The 20,071-nt window shown below is 57.0% G+C and carries 15 protein-coding genes and 2 rRNA genes (1 of these 17 only partly in view); 13 read left to right on the forward strand and 4 right to left on the reverse strand.

The window, feature by feature from the left end; all coding sequences use genetic code 11:
* From MUN46_RS07055 to MUN46_RS07065, 3 genes are all read left to right on the forward strand, one after another.
* Positions 1 to 1,519, forward strand: a 23S ribosomal RNA gene (locus tag MUN46_RS07055) (it extends 1,366 nt beyond the left edge of the window).
* Positions 1,520 to 1,678: 159 nt separating this feature from the next.
* A 5S ribosomal RNA gene (rrf, locus tag MUN46_RS07060) occupies positions 1,679 to 1,793 on the forward strand.
* 401 nt (positions 1,794 to 2,194) lie between these two features.
* Positions 2,195 to 3,688: an FAD-dependent oxidoreductase gene (locus MUN46_RS07065; RefSeq protein WP_243377742.1), complete on the forward strand. Its 1,494-nt coding sequence runs from the start codon at positions 2,195 to 2,197 to the stop codon at positions 3,686 to 3,688.
* A 113-nt stretch (positions 3,689 to 3,801) separates the two neighbouring features.
* On the opposite strand, the gene MUN46_RS07070 is transcribed toward MUN46_RS07065, so the two are convergent.
* Positions 3,802 to 4,116: a DMT family transporter gene (locus tag MUN46_RS07070; RefSeq protein WP_243377743.1), complete on the reverse strand. Its 315-nt coding sequence runs from the start codon at positions 4,114 to 4,116 to the stop codon at positions 3,802 to 3,804.
* A 371-nt stretch (positions 4,117 to 4,487) separates the two neighbouring features.
* On the opposite strand from MUN46_RS07070, the gene guaB reads away from it, so the two are divergent.
* Positions 4,488 to 5,954, forward strand: a complete 1,467-nt coding sequence (guaB, locus tag MUN46_RS07075; RefSeq protein WP_243377744.1) for an IMP dehydrogenase — start codon at positions 4,488 to 4,490, stop codon at positions 5,952 to 5,954.
* Between the two features lie 120 nt (positions 5,955 to 6,074).
* On the forward strand, positions 6,075 to 7,640 hold the full coding sequence (guaA, locus tag MUN46_RS07080; RefSeq protein WP_243377745.1) for a glutamine-hydrolyzing GMP synthase: 1,566 nt from the start codon (positions 6,075 to 6,077) through the stop codon (positions 7,638 to 7,640).
* 690 nt (positions 7,641 to 8,330) lie between these two features.
* Here the strand turns inward: guaA and MUN46_RS07085 are convergent.
* Positions 8,331 to 9,731, reverse strand: coding sequence for an ISNCY family transposase (locus tag MUN46_RS07085; protein WP_285230533.1), 1,401 nt, complete (start codon positions 9,729 to 9,731; stop codon positions 8,331 to 8,333).
* Between the two features lie 278 nt (positions 9,732 to 10,009).
* On the opposite strand from MUN46_RS07085, the gene MUN46_RS07090 reads away from it, so the two are divergent.
* On the forward strand, positions 10,010 to 11,341 hold the full coding sequence (locus tag MUN46_RS07090) for a sodium-dependent transporter (RefSeq protein ID WP_243377379.1): 1,332 nt from the start codon (positions 10,010 to 10,012) through the stop codon (positions 11,339 to 11,341).
* A gap of 116 nt (positions 11,342 to 11,457) precedes the next feature.
* Here MUN46_RS07090 and MUN46_RS07095 read toward each other — a convergent pair whose 3' ends face one another.
* The gene (locus MUN46_RS07095; RefSeq protein ID WP_243377380.1) at positions 11,458 to 12,543 is read right to left on the reverse strand and encodes an alpha/beta hydrolase; all 1,086 of its coding nucleotides are present in this window, start codon (positions 12,541 to 12,543) and stop codon (positions 11,458 to 11,460) included.
* Between the two features lie 419 nt (positions 12,544 to 12,962).
* Between MUN46_RS07095 and MUN46_RS07100 the strand changes: the two genes are divergently transcribed.
* From MUN46_RS07100 to MUN46_RS07115, 4 genes are all read left to right on the forward strand, one after another.
* Positions 12,963 to 13,520, forward strand: coding sequence for a flavodoxin (locus MUN46_RS07100; protein ID WP_243377381.1), 558 nt, complete (start codon positions 12,963 to 12,965; stop codon positions 13,518 to 13,520).
* Between the two features lie 49 nt (positions 13,521 to 13,569).
* The gene (locus tag MUN46_RS07105; protein WP_243377382.1) at positions 13,570 to 14,493 is read left to right on the forward strand and encodes an AraC family transcriptional regulator; all 924 of its coding nucleotides are present in this window, start codon (positions 13,570 to 13,572) and stop codon (positions 14,491 to 14,493) included.
* Positions 14,494 to 14,578: 85 nt separating this feature from the next.
* Complete coding sequence (locus tag MUN46_RS07110) at positions 14,579 to 15,802, forward strand: MFS transporter (protein WP_243377383.1); 1,224 nt, start codon at positions 14,579 to 14,581, stop codon at positions 15,800 to 15,802.
* A 182-nt stretch (positions 15,803 to 15,984) separates the two neighbouring features.
* On the forward strand, positions 15,985 to 16,941 hold the full coding sequence (locus MUN46_RS07115) for a metallophosphoesterase (protein WP_243377384.1): 957 nt from the start codon (positions 15,985 to 15,987) through the stop codon (positions 16,939 to 16,941).
* A gap of 178 nt (positions 16,942 to 17,119) precedes the next feature.
* Here the strand turns inward: MUN46_RS07115 and trxA are convergent, their stop codons facing one another.
* Positions 17,120 to 17,449, reverse strand: coding sequence for a thioredoxin (gene trxA / locus MUN46_RS07120; RefSeq protein ID WP_243377385.1), 330 nt, complete (start codon positions 17,447 to 17,449; stop codon positions 17,120 to 17,122).
* Between the two features lie 113 nt (positions 17,450 to 17,562).
* Here trxA and MUN46_RS07125 point away from each other — a divergent pair, with 113 nt between their 5' ends.
* The 3 genes from MUN46_RS07125 to MUN46_RS07135 all read left to right on the forward strand — a co-directional run bounded on the left by MUN46_RS07125 (position 17,563) and on the right by MUN46_RS07135 (position 19,665).
* Positions 17,563 to 17,904, forward strand: coding sequence for a winged helix-turn-helix transcriptional regulator (locus tag MUN46_RS07125; protein ID WP_243377386.1), 342 nt, complete (start codon positions 17,563 to 17,565; stop codon positions 17,902 to 17,904).
* 95 nt (positions 17,905 to 17,999) lie between these two features.
* Positions 18,000 to 18,881: an arginase family protein gene (locus MUN46_RS07130; protein WP_243377387.1), complete on the forward strand. Its 882-nt coding sequence runs from the start codon at positions 18,000 to 18,002 to the stop codon at positions 18,879 to 18,881.
* Between the two features lie 211 nt (positions 18,882 to 19,092).
* Positions 19,093 to 19,665, forward strand: a complete 573-nt coding sequence (locus MUN46_RS07135; RefSeq protein ID WP_243377388.1) for a biotin transporter BioY — start codon at positions 19,093 to 19,095, stop codon at positions 19,663 to 19,665.
* Positions 19,666 to 20,071 lie beyond the last annotated feature (406 nt).

Here is a 20,071-nt window from a genome sequence, read left to right on the forward strand (position 1 = left end):
GCTGATGGGAATCAGGTCAATATTCCTGAACCGGCGTTGAATGCGATGGGGTGACGGAGCAGCCAGAGTGGACCGGGTGTTGGACGTCCCGGCTTTCGAGCGATGGATGGCAGCAGGCAAATCCGCTGTCGAATATCCAGGACGAAGAATCGGGCCTTCTTTATGAAGGCGAAGCCACTTGAAGCGCTTCCAGGAAAACCCTCTAAGCTTCAGTTCAACGCCGACCGTACCGTAAACCGACACAGGTGGGTGAGCTGAATATGCTCAGGCGCTTGAGAGAACTCGGGAGAAGGAACTCGGCAAATTGACACCGTAACTTCGGAATAAGGTGTGCCCTGGTAGCTTGAAGGGAGAGAAACCCTGAGGGCGAAGGGGCCTCAGAGAATCGGTGGCTGCAACTGTTTACTAAAAACACAGCGCTCTGCAAAGATGAAAGTCGACGTATAGGGCGTGATGCCTGCCCGGTGCTGGAAGATTAATTGATGAGGTGCAAGCCTCTGATCGAAGTCCCAGTAAACGGCGGCCGTAACTATAACGGTCCTAAGGTAGCGAAATTCCTTGTCGGGCAAGTTCCGACCTGCACGAATGGCATAATGATGGCCACACTGTCTCCTCCCGAGACTCAGTGAAATTGAAATGTTTGTGATGATGCAATCTCCCCGCGGCTAGACGGAAAGACCCCATGAACCTTAACTGCAGCTTTGCATTGGACTTTGAACCGATCTGTGTAGGATAGGCGGGAGGCTGTGAAAAGCGGATGCTAGTCCGCTTGGAGCCGACGTTGAAATACCGCCCTGATTTGTTTGAGGTTCTAACCTAAGCCAGTAAACCTGGCCGGGGACCGTGCATGGTGGGCAGTTTGACTGGGGCGGTCTCCTCCTAAAGGGTAACGGAGGAGTGCGAAGGTACGCTAAGCACGGTCGGAAATCGTGCGGATACTGCAATGGGAAAAGCGTGCCTGACTGCGAGACCTACAAGTCGAGCAGATGCGAAAGCAGGTCATAGTGATCCGGTGGCACTGAATGGAAGGGCCATCGCTCAACGGATAAAAGGTACTCTGGGGATAACAGGCTGATACCGCCCAAGAGTTCATATCGACGGCGGTGTTTGGCACCTCGATGTCGGCTCATCTCATCCTGGGGCTGTAGCCGGTCCCAAGGGTATGGCTGTTCGCCATTTAAAGAGGTACGTGAGCTGGGTTTAAAACGTCGTGAGACAGTTTGGTCCCTATCTACCGCGGGCGCTGGAAGATTGACAGGGGCTGCTCCTAGTACGAGAGGACCGGAGTGGACGCACCTCTGGTGTACCGGTTGTGACGCCAGTCGCATTGCCGGGTAGCTACGTGCGGAAGAGATAACCGCTGAAAGCATCTAAGCGGGAAACTTGCCTGAAGATGAGTCTTCCCTGAGGCTTGACCTCACTGAAGGGTCGTTCTAGACCAGGACGTTGATAGGCTGGGTGTGGAAGCGCCGCGAGGCGTGGAGCTAACCAGTACTAATTGCCCGTGCGGCTTGATCCTATAACCGTGCTGCTTGAAGAAAGAAGCTGCAGAGGTTTTGAAAAGGGAAAAGCAAGGCGTGAAGAAAAGCAGTCGCGCCCTAGAAAGTCTCATTCCTTCCGAAAGCCATTCGGTTCGTGCCTGCGTAATCATTTCCGCAGACAGGAGCCAAAGCCTTTGCCTGACGGCCACAGCAGGGCGGCCCCACTCCTTCCCATTCCGAACAGGACAGTGAAACGCCTTCGCGCCGATGATAGTCAGTTGTATTTCTGGTGAAAGTAGGTCACCGTCAGGCTCCTCCATCAAGCCCCTCCGGACATCCGCCCGGAGGGGCTTTTCCTTATCCTCCACATAGAAGCGGCATCGGTTTTGGGCGGCTGCAGAGCCTAAAGCTGTCTCTGTCAGACAGAAGCCGGCAGCATGACGCCGGATCCATTGAATCTTTGACCAGGACCTGAGCTTTTGCTCTTCATGAGACCTGCGGGCCTGTTGGTTTTTCGACTTTTTCGTCCCGTCTGGCCGGCTCGGTTCTTATCCCGCCGTTGTCGACTTGTCTATAGCAGATTTCCCTTGTCTTATTCTTCTTTTATTGAAAATTTAAATAGAAAGAGTAGAGTGTCTGACCGATTGGGGCCATTATTCAATCTGGCCTCGTCACCTTTACAGGTTGCACTGTATTAATTTTGGGAGAGAATAATGCAGAATCAATCCAGAAGAAGTTTCTTTAAAACGGCTGCGCTGTCTGCAGTCGGCGCTGCTGCTCTGACGAGCGGCGCTGCTGAGGCCGCCGGCAAAAAGGCTGCTAAAAAGGCTGAGGGCGGCCGCTACGACATGATTATTGTCGGCGCTGGCTGCGGCGGCCTTGTCTGCGCCGTCAGGGCCGCTCAGATTGGCCTGAAGCCTATTCTTCTTGAAAAGATGGGAGATTCTGCCGGCAACACGATTTACGCCGCCGGATTCATGCTTGGCACGAACACCAAGATGCAGAAGGAAGCCGGCATCTCCGGCGACTCTGCCGACAAGTTCTACGACGACATGATCAAGGTTTCCAAGGGACACGGTGACCCTGCCTTGACCCGCTATCTCGTCGACAACTGCGACAAGACTCTTGAGTGGATGTCTGATTACTGCGGCGTGAAGTTCAAGGCCGGCATGAAGCTCGTTTTCCCGATGCTCACCCGTGCTCACCTCGTTGTTGGACCGACGCAGCCTGGCGGCAGCCAGCTCGCCCTGTATCTCCAGGCCAAGGCGAAGAGCCTCGGCGTTCCGATGCTCTTCAACACCAAGGTTGTCAAGCTCCTGCAGAATTCCAAGGGCGTGATTGACGGCGTCAAGGTCAAGACGAAGACCGGTTATTCCGAGATCCATTCCCGTGCGGGCGTCATTCTCGCCACCGGCGGCTATTCCGCCAACCAGGCGATGGTGACGATGTACGCCGGCTCTGCAGCGGCCAAGATGCCGATCCGCGGATCCCGCATCATCGCCGGTGAGAACATCGTCCTCACCCAGCCCTTCATGCCGAAGATTGTGAACGTCGACCAGTATCACTGCGGCCCGATTCACGGTCCTACCGGTGCCAACCCGCTTAACATCGTGAACAAGGGCATCTGCGTTTCGAAGGAAAAGACCGAGCGCTTCACGGATGAAGGCCAGACTTATGTGCAGATGTCCCGCGATACCGCTGCCATGACGAAGGACAACTGGGCTTTCATGATTGTGGACGATGATGTCCATAACCTGAAGATGCTTGCCAACGACTGGAATTCTTACGCCCGCAACCGCGCCCCTGTCTACAAGGCTGACACGATTGAAGAGCTCGCTAAGAAGGCCGGTCTCGATCCGAAGAAGCTCGTGAAGATCGTCAAGGATTACAACGCTGCGAACGACAACAACACCCGCGGCAAGCTGGTTCCGCCGAATACTCTCCCGAAGGCCTATCCTGTCAAGAAGGCTCCGTTCTATGCGGTTCCGTTCCAGGGCGGCATGACGGCGACTTTCGGCGGCCCGCTCGTCAACACGAACGCCCAGGTGCTCGATACCGAAAATCAGCCCATCCCCGGACTTTTTGCTATCGGCAATGCGGCCGGCGGTCTGTTCTATGACGACTACGTGGGCGGTGCACAGCTGACGAACGCTGCTGTATACGGCTACCACGTCGCCGACTACATCAAGGCTCAGCTGAAGAAGTAATTTCTCCAGTTTTCCCTTTCCGCCTTCGGACGGAAAGGGGGGCTTGTCCGGAATCCCTGAAAATTTCTGTTTTCAGGGATTTTTTAGTGTCTCGGTCCTGCCAATCCCTCCCGTCATCCCAGCAGTCTCAGGCCGACAATGCCGCCCACGATCATCACGAGGCAGCCTATTTGCCCCAGTGTCAGTTCATCCCCGAAGAGGAGTACGCTCACGACAATGGTGCCGACGCTTCCAATGCCGGTCCAAATTGCATAGGCGATTCCCAGTGGCAGCGTCTTTACTGCGCCCGACAGAAAATAAAAGCTTGCGATCATGCCGACGATTGTGACCGCGCTCGGCACGAGCTTAGTGAATCCCTCGGTGAACTTCAGTCCAACCGCCCACCAGATTTCGCACAGTCCCGCGATGAAAAGATAGGCCCAGCTCATAGTCTCCGCTTCTTCAGAAAAGTAAAAAAAAAGCACCCGAAACCATGCTTCGTGCCCAACGGCACTGCCTGCGCATGATTTCAGGTGCCTGCGTTCATCCGGCGATGAACGCTCCTGTCATAGAAGGCGAATTTTCTCCCAACTGCTCCTGCTTTGTCAAAAGGGAGTCCTGCCGGCTGTCCTTGCCGGACTTTTTTCTTCATTTCCGAGTATCTCGGCCTCTACTTTTGAACTTGACAAACTAAAAGTTTTCAATATAAAATACACCGTTAACCTATAACCGGGTTTCGCATAGCAGTTCCCCAGCTGATGCCCCCGGTCCCGGCAGTATCCCAGCCAGCGGTTCTTTTTTTTTTGCGTAGAGGTTAACGATGCGAATCCTTCAGAAGGCCCTCACTTTCGATGACGTGCTTCTTGTCCCGGCGTATTCAAATGTTCTCCCGCGGGAGACTTCCCTGAAAACCAAGCTGACTCGCACCATCTCTTTGAACATTCCGCTCGTTTCTGCCGCAATGGATACCGTGACTGAATCGCGGCTGGCAATTGCTCTGGCAGAGCAGGGCGGCATCGGCATCATTCACAAGAACATGTCTGCGCAGGCCCAGGCCGCAGAAGTCCGCAAGGTCAAGCGTTACGAAGCGGGCATCGTGAACGATCCCATTACCGTTTCTCCCCAGATGACGGTGGGTGATGTTCTGCGCCTCTCCCATGCGCGCCACATTTCCGGCTTCCCTGTTGTGGCTGAAGACCGGACGGTTCTGGGCATGGTGACGAACCGCGATCTGCGTTTTGAAGACCGCCATGATGCCCCTGTCTCGGAAGTGATGACTCCCCGCGACCGCCTGGTTGTCGTGAAGAAGGGCGCGAGCCTCAATGAGGCCAAGGCTCTCATGCACGCTCACCGCCTTGAGCGCGTCATCGTGGTGGACGATGACTTTAAGCTGGCCGGCCTGATGACGGTTCGGGATATCGTGAAGGCCTCGGAATATCCGAACGCCTGCTACGATGCATCCGGCAAACTGGTGTGCGGCGCTGCCGTTTCTGTCGGCGCTGGAACCGAAGAGCGCATCGAGGCCCTGGTGGACGCCGGCGTGGACGTTCTTTGCGTCGATACCGCTCACGGACATTCCCAGGGTGTGCTCGACCGCGTCGAGTGGGTCAAGAAGAATTATCCCAATGTGCAGGTCATTGGCGGCAACATTGCGACCGGTGACGCGGCCCGGGCCCTGGTGGATCATGGCGCCGACGCTGTGAAGGTCGGCATTGGGCCTGGCTCCATCTGCACGACCCGCATTGTGGCCGGCGTCGGCGTTCCCCAGATTACGGCTATCGCCAACGTCGCCGAGGCCCTCAAGGACTCGGACGTTCCCCTTATCGCCGACGGCGGCATCCGCTTCTCCGGCGATATCGCCAAGGCCCTTGCAGCCGGCGCGTATTCCGTGATGATGGGCTCGATGTTCGCGGGCACTGACGAGGCCCCCGGTGAAGTGATCCTTTCCCAGGGCCGCACCTTCAAGTCCTATCGCGGCATGGGCTCGCTCGGAGCCATGAGCCACGGGTCTGCCGACCGCTACTTCCAGGACAACAACCAGGGCAATATTTCCAAGTTTGTGCCCGAGGGCATTGAAGGCATGGTTGCGTACAAGGGACCGGTCGCCTCGATTATTTACCAGCTGATGGGCGGGCTGCATTCCTCCATGGGCTACTGCGGCTGCCCGACCATCGACGACATGCGCAAGAAGGCCTGCTTCGTGGAGATCACGGCTGCCGGCATGCGCGAGTCTCACGTCCATGACGTGAAGATCACTAAGGAAGCTCCGAACTACCATCAGCAGTGATCTGATCACAGGTCTGATAGGCTAAAATGACGGGCATCCAGGGCTCTTGGAACATTGGGTTCAAGGGCTGCGGGATGCCCGCTTTTTTGTTTGTGCAACAGCCTCATTGAAAGAGAATTCATGAACCACGACCGCATTTTGATTCTTGACTTCGGCAGTCAGGTGACCCAGCTGATCGCCAGACGCGTGCGCGAAGCCCATGTGTATTGCGAAGTTCACGCCAATGACGTCGGCGAGGATTTCATCCGGAAATTCAATCCGAGCGGCATCATTCTTTCCGGCTCCTATATGAGCGCCTATGAGGAGTCGACGGATCAGGTCAGCCCGGCAGTGTTTAATGCCGGGGTCCCTGTGCTGGGCATCTGCTACGGCATGCAGACGATGGCGGAGCAGCTGGGCGGAAAAGTTGAGCCCGGAACCAAGCGCGAATTCGGTTACGCGGAGGTCCGCGCCCGCAATCACACGAAGCTTCTCGAGGGGATTGAAGACTTCAAGGGGCCGAACGGCGAAGGGATGCTGAAGGTCTGGATGAGCCACGGCGACCGGGTGTCGGAGCTCCCTAAGGGGTTTGTGGTCATGGCTTCGACGCCTTCCTGCCCGATTGCAGCAATGGCTGACGAGTCCCGGCGCTTTTACGGAGTTCAGTTCCATCCAGAGGTGACCCATACCGAAAAAGGGCGCGAAATCCTGCAGCGGTTTGTTTTGGATATCTGCGGATGCAAGCCTGACTGGGAAATGGGCAATTTTGCCAAAGAGGCGATTGAGGAAATTCGCCGCAAGGTGGGCAAGGATGAGGTGATCCTCGGTCTTTCCGGCGGCGTGGATTCGTCTGTAACGGCGGCCCTCATTCACCGCGCGATCGGCAACCAGCTCACCTGCGTCTTTGTCGATCACGGGCTGCTTCGGCTCAACGAGGCCGAGCAGGTGCGCGAGACGTTTGAAAAGAACATGGGCATGAAGCTCGTGATGGTGGATGCCTCTGAAAAGTTCCTTTCTGATCTCAAGGGAGTGACGGACCCGGAGAAGAAGCGCAAGATCATCGGCCGCGATTTCGTGGAATGCTTCCAGGCCGAAGCGAAGAAACTGACCGGCGCCAGGTGGCTTGCTCAGGGGACCATCTATCCTGACGTGATCGAGTCCGCAGCTGCCAACACGAAGAAGGCGAAGGTCATTAAGTCGCATCACAATGTAGGCGGCCTTCCCCCCGATATGCACCTCCAGCTGCTTGAGCCCATCCGTGGACTTTTCAAGGACGAGGTGCGCGAACTGGGTCTTCAGCTCGGGCTTCCGCGCGAGATGGTTTTCCGCCATCCTTTCCCGGGGCCGGGGCTTGGCGTGCGCATTCTGGGCGAGGTGAAGCGCGAATATGCAGACCTCCTGAAGCGCGCCGACGCCATCTTTATTGATGAGCTGCGTGCGGCAGGCTGGTATGACAAGGTTTCTCAGGCCTTTGCGGTGTTTCTGCCTGTTCGTTCCGTCGGCGTGATGGGCGACGGGCGCACTTACGATTATGTTGTGGCGCTGAGGTCAGTCGAGACGACGGACTTTATGACTGCCAAATGGTCGCAGCTTCCCTATGATCTGCTCGGCAAGGTTTCCAACCGCATCATCAACGAGGTGAAGGGAATTAACCGGGTTTGCTACGACATCTCCGGAAAGCCGCCGGCGACGATTGAGTGGGAATGATCATTTATTCTCATGATTGAATAAAAAAATTGGAGGCTTAGGCCTCCAGTTTTTTTCTATAAGAACAGCAAACGTGACTGTTGCCACTGGTTTGGCTAAAGAGACCGGCGCGAAATGGCTGTTGGGTGAGAGGTGCCTGGAATTCTGGGCTTTCTGCTCGATGAGAGCAGCCTGGTGCTCAGCTGCGAGATGGTTTCGCTGACCGTCCCGATCTTCATGACCTCTTTCCTTCCGAATCTCGGGGGGCCGCAGCGCGATTCTCTCCGCTTTTAAAAAGAACCTGCTCCTTTCCGTGGCCGCGGTGGTTGTGACCGTTGCTCTGTTTGTGCAGGTAGCCTGAGAGTCTGGCTGCCGTCCAGGCCGGGGGTGCCGAAAAAGTGGTGGCCCGGGCTTGAGGACAAGGCGCCTTGCCTCTTTTCCAGGACGAATGTGAAGGGGAGCTCTGTTAGAGCAAAGGGAAAATGTCACATGCCAGCACAACGGGACTATGTCACACCCTAGCAAAGCGATTATGACACCAAAAATTCTCCGCCAAAGACAGAAATTGAGAGCCCCCTGGGGCCCTTTATCGTCTTCATGGAGAACACCCTGCCCACGCTCTGTCGGGCGCTCGCCTCAAATGGGCTGAAGCCCGTGCGGGCTGTGGGCAGGTTGGGAAAAAAGATCTTCTGAGAGCCTGTGTTGATTTCATTATTTGCCAGATCTGTTTTTCCGCTGCTTCAGCTTTTCTTCGAGTTCACGGGCCTTTTGGTCACGCTCTTTTCTCTGGGCCTGCCGTTGCTTCGCTTCAGCCATTTCGCATTCCAGCTTCATGACGAAGCCGTTGGGTCGCAAATCTTCCTTCTCAATGATTCGATCCAGGCATGCGTCTATGGTCTTCGATGACTCAAGGTATTCCGTGCGCTCGAGCGTTTTTCTTTTCCGGGCTTCAAAGCAGAGCAGATGTTCTTTGCCCCGTGCATCCCGGTAGACCATTTCCGGCGCACGGCCATCCGGGTACTCGATGACGCTGACTTTCTTGCCCATCAGCTCAAACTTCCGAGCGCTCGCATTCTTGAGCTGCAGGATCGACCCCCCGAAGGAGACGCTCAGAGATTTGCTCAGAACGCGTTCGTGCCACCAGGCGCATATGCGTTCAATCTCGGGCATACTTTCTTCAGCCACCGCACAGTTTGCGCTCAGGGGTTCTCTTGGGTCGATTCCAAACCGCTGATTGAAATCCCTGATCAGTTCGTCCATGCGCTGATTGGCGGTGGCCATGTCTTCGATTCCCATGACCCTGAACTCATGCGGCCAGCGCCCCTGCAGCGTCTTGAACAGGCGTTCTATCCGGCCTTTTGCCTGCGGGCTCTGAGCGAATATCTGCTCGATCTGAAGCTTGTCGCAGACTCTCTGAAACTGTGTGCCCTCTACATTTTTGGACCGGCCCTGAGCCAACGCGCGGAAAGTGCCGTGCCGATCGCTGTATAGCGCAAGGGGGATTCCGTGCGCCCTGATGTATTGGAGCAGCACGGTCATATAGCCCGCCGCGGTCTCCGAGGGAAAGAACCCGGCAGCGGCGATTCTGCCGGTCGCATCGTCAATGAACGCGATTAATGAGCACTCTTTCTGACCGGGGCCGAACCATCTGTGCGGGCTGCCGTCGATCTGAACCAGCTCGCCGAACCTTGACCTTCTGCGCCTCAGAAAATGACCGGCTCTTCTGAGCCCCTGCTCTGAGGCCTGAGGGCTGAGTTCTCTCAGAATCTTTCGAACAGTTTCCTTCGACACTTTGATCCCTTCGTTTTTCACAAGGTACTGAGTCAGGAGCGTCGGAGGGAAATCCTGATATTTTGTAACTGCCAGTTCTATGATTTTTAAACGAATATCGTCTGGCAGGCGGTTGCTCGGGGGCCGCCCTTTGTTGCCATGGGGCGGATCTGCGGCTTCGCCCCTTTTCCAGGCGGCCAGCCTGCGATAGAACTGGCGAATGCTCAGCTTCATCGCTTTGGCTGCCTCCGGCACCGAGAGCAGGCCGTAGGCGACCTGTTCGAAAATCTCCTCTGTGCCGGTCTGGGACTTCGGGGCTCTTTCAGGAAGCGAGTTTTTCATGTGCGACTCCTAAAAAACAGGCTCTCTGAAGTGATTGTGTGACAAAATCGCTTTGCCGGGGGCTGTCATGCAGATTGCCGGCTTATGACAGAGTCGCGTTGCCGGACCATGACATAGTCCCGTAGTTTTCCGTGACATTATCGCGTTGCTCTAACAAATGTGAAGGGGAGCTCTCTGAGCGGCCGCAAAAACGTTTATATTTCTGCAGGTGTCCATGTGTCGTTACGCCCTGTTCGTGAATCCGGGGTGATTCAATTTTTAAGAGTCTAGGAAAACATATGACGGAAAAACAGGCAGGCTGGGGATCGAGGCTTGGTTTTATTCTGGCCAGCGCCGGATCCGCGGTGGGGCTTGGAGCCATTTGGAAGTTCCCCTATATGGCAGGCACGAACGGCGGTTCGGTTTTTATGCTCCCTTATATCTTTTTCACGCTGACGGTCGGCGTTTCGCTGCTGATGGCTGAATTTGCCATGGGAAGGGCGGGGCGGGCCGGGCCAATGGAAAGCCTGAACCGGGTCTGCGGACGGGGCTGGGGTATTTTCGGCGGCATAGGCGTTTTCACCGTATTTTTGATTCTGTCCTTTTATTCCTGTGTGGGAGGCTGGTGCCTTAAGTATTTGATTGACGCTTTGTCGGGACGGGGGCTGATCAGCGATGCGTCGCTGCTGGGATCGTATTTCGGTGATTTTGTCTCCAACGCGCCTGAGAGCTATCTGTTTCTTCTGGCTTTCCTCGGAGCCACAGCTCTGGTGGTTCTTAGAGGCATTCAGTCAGGAATAGAACGCGTTGCGAAAATCCTGATGCCGGCGCTTTTTATTCTCATGCTGATTCTTATTGTCCGGGGCGTCACGCTTCCTGGCGGGCTGGAAGGAGTCAAATATTTGTTTGCTCCCCGGTGGTCAGACTTCAATGCCTCGGCGCTTTTCAATGCCATGGGCTTCTGCTTCTTTTCCCTCTCGCTCGGAGCAGGCACGATGATCACCTACGGCTCATACCTGGACCCCAAGGCCGACCTGCCTAATTCCGTAGCCTGGGTTGCCACGCTGGCGATCGCATCGGCCATCCTGGGCGGCCTGATGATTCTGCCGGCTGTTTTTGCCTTTCATCTGGATCCGACGGCAGGCCCCGGGCTGACATTTGTGACCATGCCTGCTATTTTCGCCCAGATGCCGTTTGGTCATTTTTTCGCAGTTTTCTTTTATATCTGCCTGTTTGTAGCAGCGCTGACTTCATCGGTGTCCATGCTTGAAGCGTGTACGGCGCTGATGACGCGGCGCTTTGAGCTTTCCCGCCGAAGGGCCATTTTGATCACCCTGGCAGGGTGCGCCGCTGTCGGGCTTTGCGCCACGCTTTCCTTCGGACCCTGGAGCGAGGTCAAGCTTTTCGGAAAGAATATCTTCGATCTCCTGGATTACGTGACCAGCAATATCGGCATGCCTCTCTCGAGCTTTGGCATCGCCATAGCGGCGGCATGGGCCGGCTGGAAATCCATGAAGCAGGAGCTGCAGAGCGCCCGCCCGATGAGCAGGGGCGCGCTTTTGTTTGTCCGAATCATGATTGGCGTGGTCAGCCCGCTGTTTGTTCTTATCGTCGCAGCCGGCAGCCTTTGAAGGCGCTTTCCCTCTGCAGCCCTGCGGACGCGGTCCCTTTCTGAACTCTCAGGTACGGCTTTCGTCAAAAAATAGAAAAGCTCCCTTCCGGCAGGAAGGGAGCGGGGCCGGTTCAATCAGAGATGCTTCTTGTAGAAATCATTGAGCTTTGCCACAGCCTGATCAACGTAGCGCGGCACCCAGTAGGTCTCGATATGAGAAGCGCCGGGAATCAGGTAAAGCTCCTTGTCCTTCGCGCCGGTCGCCATTGAAAAGACCTCTTTGGACATGTACAGCGTGTCAGCGCCGCTGCCGGCAATCATGAGGAGGGGAGCCGTGATGAGATTGACCTGATCGCGGGCATCCCAGGTCATCAGGTCCATGAGGCTTTCGGTCGTATAGCGGAAGCTGGAGCCTTCGGCCCGGTGAGTGAAGCCGTAGTAGACGATGCCTTCACGGTAAAGGTCCGTAGGAACGGACTTCAGCGACTCATTGGTGACCTTGGAGTAGTCCACTTCGCCGCTGTAGAGCACTTTGCCGGTCGTAGCCATCAGTGCTCGTGCGTCGCTTGCCTGCTTCATGCGCTCATTGATCGTTTTCACCGCTGAGTTCATGAAGCCGTTTCGGCGGACCTCGCCGGAATTGAACATGGACAGCGTGGCGACGGCCTTGAACCTCTTGTCGGATTTGGCAGCGTTGATGGTGTAGCCGCCTCCGCCGCAGATTCCAAGGGCGCCAAGACGGCTGGGGTCAACTCCGGGATACTTGGACAGGTAATCGGCCATGCCGTGGATATCTTCCGTGCGGAACTGGGGCTTGTCGGTATTGCGCGGCTCGCCTTCGCTGTGTCCCTGATAGGAGGCGTCTGCGGCAATTGTGATATAGCCCAGCTCGGCCAGACGCTGCGCGTAAAGACCGGCCACCTGCTCCTTGACGCCCCCGTTCGGATGAGCGACCGTAATGGCAGGGTAGGTCTTTTTGGGATCATAGCCGGCCGGGGTATAGACGTTTGCCGAGATGGTGAGGCCATGAAGCTTGTAAGTGACGGGATGTATGTTTACGCGGCCTTCCATGTTGCGGGTGATGGCTCCGCGGTAAACCAGTCCGAAAGGATTGGCCTTGGGGGTGTCGGTAAGGTCAAAGGTCTTGTTGGGGCTGGCGGCCAGCGCGGCTCCCGTAATCAGGCAGGCGGCGACCGCGGTTAAAGTTTTTCCCTTGTTCATAGCATCTTCCTTTTATAAAAATTCAAAGCGGGGGGATTCAAATGCTTTTCATGTCCGGCGCTGATGAGGAAATGCTAGGAGAAGGCGTGATTTTCAGTCAGTACGATTCAACCTCATTTTTTGCACATTCCTGCGGCATCGAAATAAGACCATCGGCAGACCTCCGGAAAAAGATAATATAAATCTATATGAAATCAAATATATAAATCAGGATATTTTCCCTTTCCGCTTTGAGGTGTTTCTTTGCGCCCGCATTTTTTTTGTCAGGTTGTCCATTGCCGTTGAATGGAGCATGCATGGAGTTTTAGGCAATAACTGAGTCGTCCCTGTGCAAATCTGTTCCGCGCTCATCCTTAAGATGGCTTCATGACAAGAGCCGGACAAGCGGCTCAGTGTGAAATTTGAGAAAGGAGCAGGTCATGACGAATCGCCGGATGTTTTTAGGCTTCATGGCGCTCGGCGGGGTCTCCTGGCTTAGGCCGGCGCTCGGCGCGGCCGCCAGGCGCCGTGTCGCAGTGATTTATTTTTCCAAGACAGGGCACACCAGAAGCCTGGCAGAATCCGTCCGCCACTTTACTGGCGCTGATCTTTATCAGGTAGAAACCAAGAAACCCTACCCAGCCGACTACACCCCGACTACTAAGATCGTGAAGGAGGAAATGGAAAAGGGCATTGTGAGGGAGATCAAGCCGTTTGCTTTCGATCCCTCGCGCTACGACGTCATTGTCCTTGCAACGCCCACCTGGTGGCATCACGTTTCCGCGCCGCTGCAGACCTGGATCCGGGGGCAGAAGCTGGACGGCCGCTTCGTCCTCACCGCCAACACGCATGGTGGCGGCGGCCTTATGCATACCAGAGAGGACTTTGAGAAGCTGCTTGCCGGGAGCAGGCTTGGGACGCACCTGACGGTTTTTGGAGCTGTTTCAGAAACCAGTTCCGAAGTTCAGAGCTGGCTCAAAACGAACGGCGTGATCTGATGCCGGGATCTGTGCGGGCCTCGGGCCCTGCGGGCACAGGGAGTCTAGGATGGAAAAAGAAGAGCTTGAGTTTTGGAGCCGGCAACTGAAGCAGGAGATTTTAAGCCGCCATAAGGCCGGGAACCGGAGCTGGACCGTGATACCGGGGCTGAATCTGAGCTGCCTCACTGAAGACACGATCAACATGAACTGCTTCTATACCCTGTCGGCGGCTTTGATCCTGCAGGGGGAAAAGCGTGTCCGCGTGGGCGACAGGACCTACGCTTACGGGGCCGGAACCATGGTCGTGACGTCGGTCGATGTGCCTACGGCGTTCAGCATTGAGGCCGACCCGGAGCATCCTTTTCTCTCCATGTCCCTCAAGCTGGATCCGTTCCTGCTGGCGGAGCTGATGCCGCAAGTCTCGGGCGAGCCCAGAGTTCAGGCCGGCCAGGATAATGAAGCGGATGCCGGCAGCTTCCTCGTGACCCACAGCACGGCAGAAATTCTTGAGGAGTTTGCGCACCTTTTAAAGCTGACTGACAGCGAAGCCAAAAGATCGGTCATGCTTCCCGGGGTGCTCAGAAACATTCACTATCTGGTGCTTTCTCATAACGCCGCCATCAATTTGAGGCAGTTCTGCGATACGCGCCTGCCTGTGGCGAGGATTGCCAAGGCTGTTTCCTGGATCAGAGGCCACTACCGGGAGCCCATTTCGGTGGAGTATCTGGCCGGTTTGTCAGCCATGGCGCTGTCGACTTTTCACCAACATTTCCGCAACATCACCTCCATCACTCCCCTGCAGTACCAGAAGAGGCTCAGGCTCAACGAAGCCCGGCGACTGATGATCAGCGAGGGCCGCAGCGCCTCCGAAGCGGCTTTCGAGGTTGGATATGAAAGCGTCCAGCAGTTTAACCGGGAGTACAAAAGGCTCTTTGGCGCGCCTCCGGTGAGGGATGCGAAGCAGGCGATCGAGGGGCATAAAGGCCATTGATACTAAAATGCCCTGAACGCGCTTTGTCCATAGTGGGCTTCTCATGTCGTCAGGGTTTCCAAAATTTAAGCTTCCTTCAGGCCAGATGAAGGAAAACGGCCCCAGAATTCGCCAGCTGCTGCTTTACATGCTCATTTTGCTTTTGGGCGGGACGCTGTATGCCTGGAGCGTCTTCTGCGAGTCCCTCGCAGCCAACCTGAGCGTTCTGACCGGCAGGCCGGTGACCTCCTCCAGCCTCTCGCTCGCCTTCAGCCTGTCCTTCGTCGGCTCTCCCGCGGGGATGATGCTGGCGGGCGCGGTTCACCGCAGGGCGGGGCTTCGGGCCGGGATCGCCGCAGGCTCCGTGATGTTTATGATCGGTATGGCCGGCACGGCGTTCAGCCCCCGGCCATGGCTCCTGATTCTGTTTTACGGCATTTTCTTCGGCATAGGCTCAGGCATGATCTTCTGCAGTGCGCTGGCCGGGGCCGTGGCCTTGTTTCCCGGGCACCGCGGGGTTGCAGGCGGCCTTGCCTCGATGTCCTGGGGGCTCAGTTCCATGCTCTATGCGCCGCTAGCCTCGGCGCTTGTGCAGGCGGTCGGCATCACGAAAACGATGGCGGGCATTGCGGTCTGCTCCGGAGGCCTGATTTTGCTTTTGACTTTTCTTCTCCGGGCGGATCTGTGCGGCGGCCCTGCTGCTGCACGAACGGAGAATTCCGCCTCGGGGCGCGAGGTCGTCTGGAAGGACATGATCCGCACGCCGGAGTTCCGGCTGATGTGGATTTTCATGATGCTCAGCTGCACGGCGAGTCTCATGCTTTTCTCCAGCTGCGTCCCGATTGCCACCCGGCAGCTGGGCATTTCGGCGATGCAGGCCTCCTTCGTGGTGGCGCTGCTGGCCCTGGCCAGCACCTGCGGGAGATTCTGCGGCGGCCTCCTTTCTGATTTCCTGGGACGCATCAATACGCTGCTGCTGGCAGTGGTCATTCTGGTCTTTGGGCTGACGGCCATGCTTTTCTCTTCCCAGGGACAGGTCGCGCTTTTTGCTCTGGGATGCATCGGCCTGGGCGGCGCCTACGGCGCCATCAATGCGATCTATCCCAGCTTTGTGGCGGATGTGTTCGGGGCCCGGGAGCTGTCCAGAAACTATGGATTCATGAATCTGGCCTGCTGCGCCGCGAGTTTCGCAGGGCCGGCGCTGCTTGTCCTGACGTCGCGGGAGGGCGGTTACGCCCTGACGTATGCCTCCGCCATCGCCGTGAGCGCCCTGGGGCTTTGCACAGGCTGGCTGCTTAAAAGGCAGTTAAGGCCGCAGCGGACTCCTTAAGGCCGTTTTCTTCCAGCCTGTGGAATTCAGGCGGCCCGCATCCCCGTCATTACTTTGTCATTAATGCTTTATGGGGCTGTCACACCCTCTCTCTAACATTTGGCTCAAGTGAAAAGCGGCCGGTTTGGAAGGCCTTCCAGAACCGGCTCAGCGAAAACCAGGGAAGGCCGTTAGAGAGAAAAATGAAACGTCGTCTGTTTATCCAGTCTGCTCTGGGCGCCCTGATCGCGCCCGCCGCAGGGCCCCTTTTTGCCAAAACGGTCACTTCTGAGGCGATTCAGCTTCCCCCGAGAAGCGAAATCGTCTCGCGTTTCGGGTTCGTGACGGATATTCATTACTGCGTCGCTCCCGTGCGCAGGATTCCGAGCGAGGACTCCATCCGCGTTTACCGCGATTCTCTGGCCAAGCTGCGCCAGGCCACGGATCTCTTTAACGTGAGCGATCTGGACTTCGCCATCGAGCTGGGGGACTTCAAGGACTGCAACGACGATGGCGACCGGGAAGGGACCCTGCGCTATCTGCAGACGGTCGAGGCGGCCTTCGGCCGGTTTAACGGCCCCCGCTACCATGTCTGCGGCAACCATGACTTTGACAAGATCAGCTATCAGGACTTTTTAAGCACGGTGGTTAACCACGGCCCTGCCAACGGGAAGTCCTACTACAGCTTCATCTCCGGCGGCGTGAAATACATCGTTCTTGACGCCTGCTACAACAACGCCCGCGGCGAGCATTACTCCTGCGGGAACCTGAACTGGAAGGTGGCCGTCATCCCGGATGCGGAGCGTGCGTGGCTGAGCAAAGAGCTTTCCAGCGGGAAGGAGCCGGTGATCGTCTTCACCCACCAGCTGCTGGATTATTGGGATGTGAATCCGAACCTGCCGGATGATTTCATCATTCGGGATGCCAAGTCGGTGGTTGAAATGCTCGAAAAGAGCGGCCGCGTGCTGGCGGTCATTTCCGGTCACTACCACCGCGGGTATTACTCCGCCCGCAACGGCATTCACTACATCGTGAATCAGGGGATGGTGGAGCGGCCGCTTCCTCGCAACGTGCTGGGCATTGTGAGCGTTGACAAAAACCAGAACGTTTACGTTGAGGGCATCTACAACGAACGCTCGCACGTCTGCCGCAGGGCCTGAGAGCTTTCCGGGACCTCCGGGGACGGGCATGCCTCCGGAGGCGCCTGCAGCAGCCTTGAGCATGCCCATTTTGTAATCTGTTTCTCCTCCGGTTCATCGGTTTGCCGTGCAGGGATCCTCCCGCACGGTTTTTTTCTGCCGCAGACTGCGGCGTCCGGACCGAAGGCCGCGGCGGCGCTCAGCCCTCTGCGCTCAGCAGCGCGTCCACTTTTCCCTTGAGAACCTCAGGGGCGACGGCTCCCATCACGCTGTCGACCATTTTTCCGTCCTTGATGAGCGCGAAGAAAGGGATGCTCCTCACGTTGAACTGGCTGGCAAGCTCCGACTGCTCATCGACATTGACTTTGCCGACTTTAATGCGTCCCTCGTACTGATCGGCCAGATCCTTTACGGCCGGCATCATGAACTGGCAGGGACCGCACCAGTCTGCATAGAAGTCCACCAGGACAGGAATGCTGCTGGCCAGGGCTTCAGACTGGAAGTTGTCCTTATCAAATTTGTATTCCATGATTTTTCCCTTTGGAAAGGTGACTTTTGATATTTTTATTGTATATGGTTTAAAATTTATATCAAGTATTAAGAATATACTTACTTGGTCAGAAAAATAGAACTGGAGACGAAATGGGCAGACACATATCACCGTGCGAGAACATGGCGGGCGAAGGCTGCGGGCTCAAGAGGGTTCTGGATCTCATCGGCGGGAAATGGAAAATCCTGATCCTCTGCGTCATTTACGCCGAGGGGACTGTCCGCTACGGAGAGCTTCGCCGCCGCATTTACGGCATTACGAATACGATGCTCGCCCACAGCCTGCGCGAGATGGAGCGCGACGGCTTGGTCGAACGGCATCAGTTCGATGAAATGCCGGTGAGGGTTGAATACAGTCTCACGGCGAGCGCCGGCAGCATGATTCCCATTCTTCTGGAGCTCAAGCGCTGGGGCGAAGAGCACATGAAGCCATGAGGGGCTGCCGCCCGGAGGTACGGCCCCGCCCTGCGTTAGTATATGATTAGCGGTATCTGGATGACACCTTTTACGGTCGCAGAAAGGGCCTTCGAATGACTCTCAATAACAAGACGCTACGTTTGATTTTCCCGGACTGGCAGAACGGCGCCAGCTCCAGCTCCGGCTTTGTCCCCAGGCTGCTTGCCACGATCGCGCCTCAGTGCGATCAGTCGGAATCAGTCGAAGTGCCTTTGCCGGAGTCGATGCTCGGACCCCACAGCACGGATCTGATGTCCGCGCAGGCCTCGAACCTGCTCACGGAGATGGATTTCCGCGGATTCTATGCCGCCACCCGGCGGATCCTTGATGAAAAGAAGCCGGCCCGCGTCATCACCTTCTCAACGGACGGAACGGTCACCCTGTGCTCGACCGATTATCTGCACGAGCAGTATCAGGATCTCGGCCTGCTCTGGCTGGACCTCCATCAGGAGCACATTACGCCCGAGCGCTTCTGGCGCAAGCGCGTCATCGTGACAAACGCCCTGACGGGCGGCTGCGAGGAGCTTTCGGGGCTGATCCACAAGCCCATGGACCGCGAGCGGATTCTTTACGTCTGCCGGCAGGCCGATGAAATTCCGCCGGTAGACCGCCGCGAGTTCCAGCATCAGGGCATCTCCATGGCCGGTTCTGAAGCCCTGGAGGCTGACAGCCGGAAGATCGCCGACTGGATCCGCAGCCTTGGCCTGCGCCACCTGTCGGTGCATGTTGACCTGGATTCGGTCGGCGCCGCGGACCTTCGCTCCGGCATTCTGCGGGAGGAGAATCTGCGCAATATCTCCGAGAAGGTTCAGAGCGACGTGGACAAGCTGAAGGTCCTGTTCAAGGAAATTCTGAAGGAGACGGACATCGTCGGCTTCGATTTGATGGAGTACGAGCTCTTCCAGTCCGAGAAGTTTACGGAGCTGATGAAGGAGCTGCCGATCTTCAATGAATGAAAACGTCCTGAGCGCCCCGTTCCCGCAAAGCGGCGGGGCCGGGCGTTCGGAAAACGAAATGCCTTTCGTGCCCGGCCCCTGCGTCTTCGGGCTTCCCTGCGGCTGTGGGCAGGGGTCGGGAGATTGGATTTTTTTGCGTCCCGGCGGCGTCTTTGCACTGCTGCAGACTCGCTTCGGGCCGCTTCGCATACCCGGTGGAGAAAATAAAAGAATGGAGCATACCAAGCTTGCCTCGACTCGCTGGCTCGAGTCCCAGAATGCGCTCACCAAGGGCGTGGCTGTTTTGTTTGGATCCCTGCTTTTGACTGCGGGCTCCTACATTACGGTGCCCATGGTTCCGGTGCCGATGACCATGCAGACTTTTGCCGTGATGGTGATTGGGGCGCTCTTTGGATGGAGGCTCGGAGGACTCACCGTGGCCTGCTGGCTGCTGCAGGGAGCGCTGGGGCTGCCGGTGTTCGCTCCCGGGGCGGCGGGCGGAATCGCTCGCTTTTTCGGGCCGACCGGCGGGTACCTGCTGTCTTTCCCGCTGGCTGCCATGATGACCGGCTGGCTGGTTTCCCGCGGTTGGGACGGCAGCCGCTTTATTAAAGGCTTTGCGGCGATGCTGGCGGGCAATCTTTTCGTCCTCGCTTTCGGCGGCCTCTGGCTGGCTGCGCTCATCGGCCTGGAAAAAGGGATGGCCCTTGGCGTGACGCCTTTTATTGCCGGCGCTGTGACCAAGTCCGTGCTGGGTGCGGCTGTGCTTCTCGCGGTTTCTGCCAGGCGCTTTGACCGGCGCTGACAGGCTGCCCGAAGCGGCGCTTTTAAGCTTTCCCTTTTCTGTAATCCCCGATTTTGGAAACATAGTCGGGGATTCTTCGTGTCCAGGCCGGGGCGGTGAATCCTGAACCATACGGGATCCGGCTCCTGGCCCTGCGGCAGGGGCAGCTCTGGCGCCTGCCGCAAGAGAGCCTCCGGGAACGAGGGGCTGCCGGGCTGTTTTAGAAGCCGGCCCTGGGCGAATGGAAGCTGCAGGAGGGCCTGCTGGCGGTCCATGGGCGTGCTGATCGGCCCCCTGTTGAGCGGCGGCTTTTCAGTCTGGGATCTTTTTTGGCAACAAAGCAGCCTCTTCCCCTGAGGGCAGGGCCGCCTGTCCCCTGACAGCGAATCGGGAGGCCGGCGCTGCTCTCCCTCTCGCTTAAAGGCTG

The sequence above is a fragment of the Mesosutterella faecium genome (assembly GCF_022809315.2).
GTDB lineage: Bacteria > Pseudomonadota > Gammaproteobacteria > Burkholderiales > Burkholderiaceae_F > Mesosutterella > Mesosutterella faecium.

Excerpts from the sequence above, each read along its gene's own strand:
- MUN46_RS07065 (WP_243377742.1), top strand. The coding sequence starts at position 2,195 with ATGCAGAATCAATCCAGAAGAAGTTTCTTTAAAACGGCTGCGCTGTCT.
- MUN46_RS07070 (WP_243377743.1), bottom strand. The coding sequence starts at position 4,116 with ATGAGCTGGGCCTATCTTTTCATCGCGGGACTGTGCGAAATCTGGTGG.
- guaB (WP_243377744.1), top strand. The coding sequence starts at position 4,488 with ATGCGAATCCTTCAGAAGGCCCTCACTTTCGATGACGTGCTTCTTGTC.
- guaA (WP_243377745.1), top strand. The coding sequence starts at position 6,075 with ATGAACCACGACCGCATTTTGATTCTTGACTTCGGCAGTCAGGTGACC.
- MUN46_RS07085 (WP_285230533.1), bottom strand. The coding sequence starts at position 9,731 with ATGAAAAACTCGCTTCCTGAAAGAGCCCCGAAGTCCCAGACCGGCACA.
- MUN46_RS07090 (WP_243377379.1), top strand. The coding sequence starts at position 10,010 with ATGACGGAAAAACAGGCAGGCTGGGGATCGAGGCTTGGTTTTATTCTG.
- MUN46_RS07095 (WP_243377380.1), bottom strand. The coding sequence starts at position 12,543 with ATGAACAAGGGAAAAACTTTAACCGCGGTCGCCGCCTGCCTGATTACG.
- MUN46_RS07100 (WP_243377381.1), top strand. The coding sequence starts at position 12,963 with ATGACGAATCGCCGGATGTTTTTAGGCTTCATGGCGCTCGGCGGGGTC.
- MUN46_RS07105 (WP_243377382.1), top strand. The coding sequence starts at position 13,570 with ATGGAAAAAGAAGAGCTTGAGTTTTGGAGCCGGCAACTGAAGCAGGAG.
- MUN46_RS07110 (WP_243377383.1), top strand. The coding sequence starts at position 14,579 with ATGAAGGAAAACGGCCCCAGAATTCGCCAGCTGCTGCTTTACATGCTC.
- MUN46_RS07115 (WP_243377384.1), top strand. The coding sequence starts at position 15,985 with ATGAAACGTCGTCTGTTTATCCAGTCTGCTCTGGGCGCCCTGATCGCG.
- trxA (WP_243377385.1), bottom strand. The coding sequence starts at position 17,449 with ATGGAATACAAATTTGATAAGGACAACTTCCAGTCTGAAGCCCTGGCC.
- MUN46_RS07125 (WP_243377386.1), top strand. The coding sequence starts at position 17,563 with ATGGGCAGACACATATCACCGTGCGAGAACATGGCGGGCGAAGGCTGC.
- MUN46_RS07130 (WP_243377387.1), top strand. The coding sequence starts at position 18,000 with ATGACTCTCAATAACAAGACGCTACGTTTGATTTTCCCGGACTGGCAG.
- MUN46_RS07135 (WP_243377388.1), top strand. The coding sequence starts at position 19,093 with ATGGAGCATACCAAGCTTGCCTCGACTCGCTGGCTCGAGTCCCAGAAT.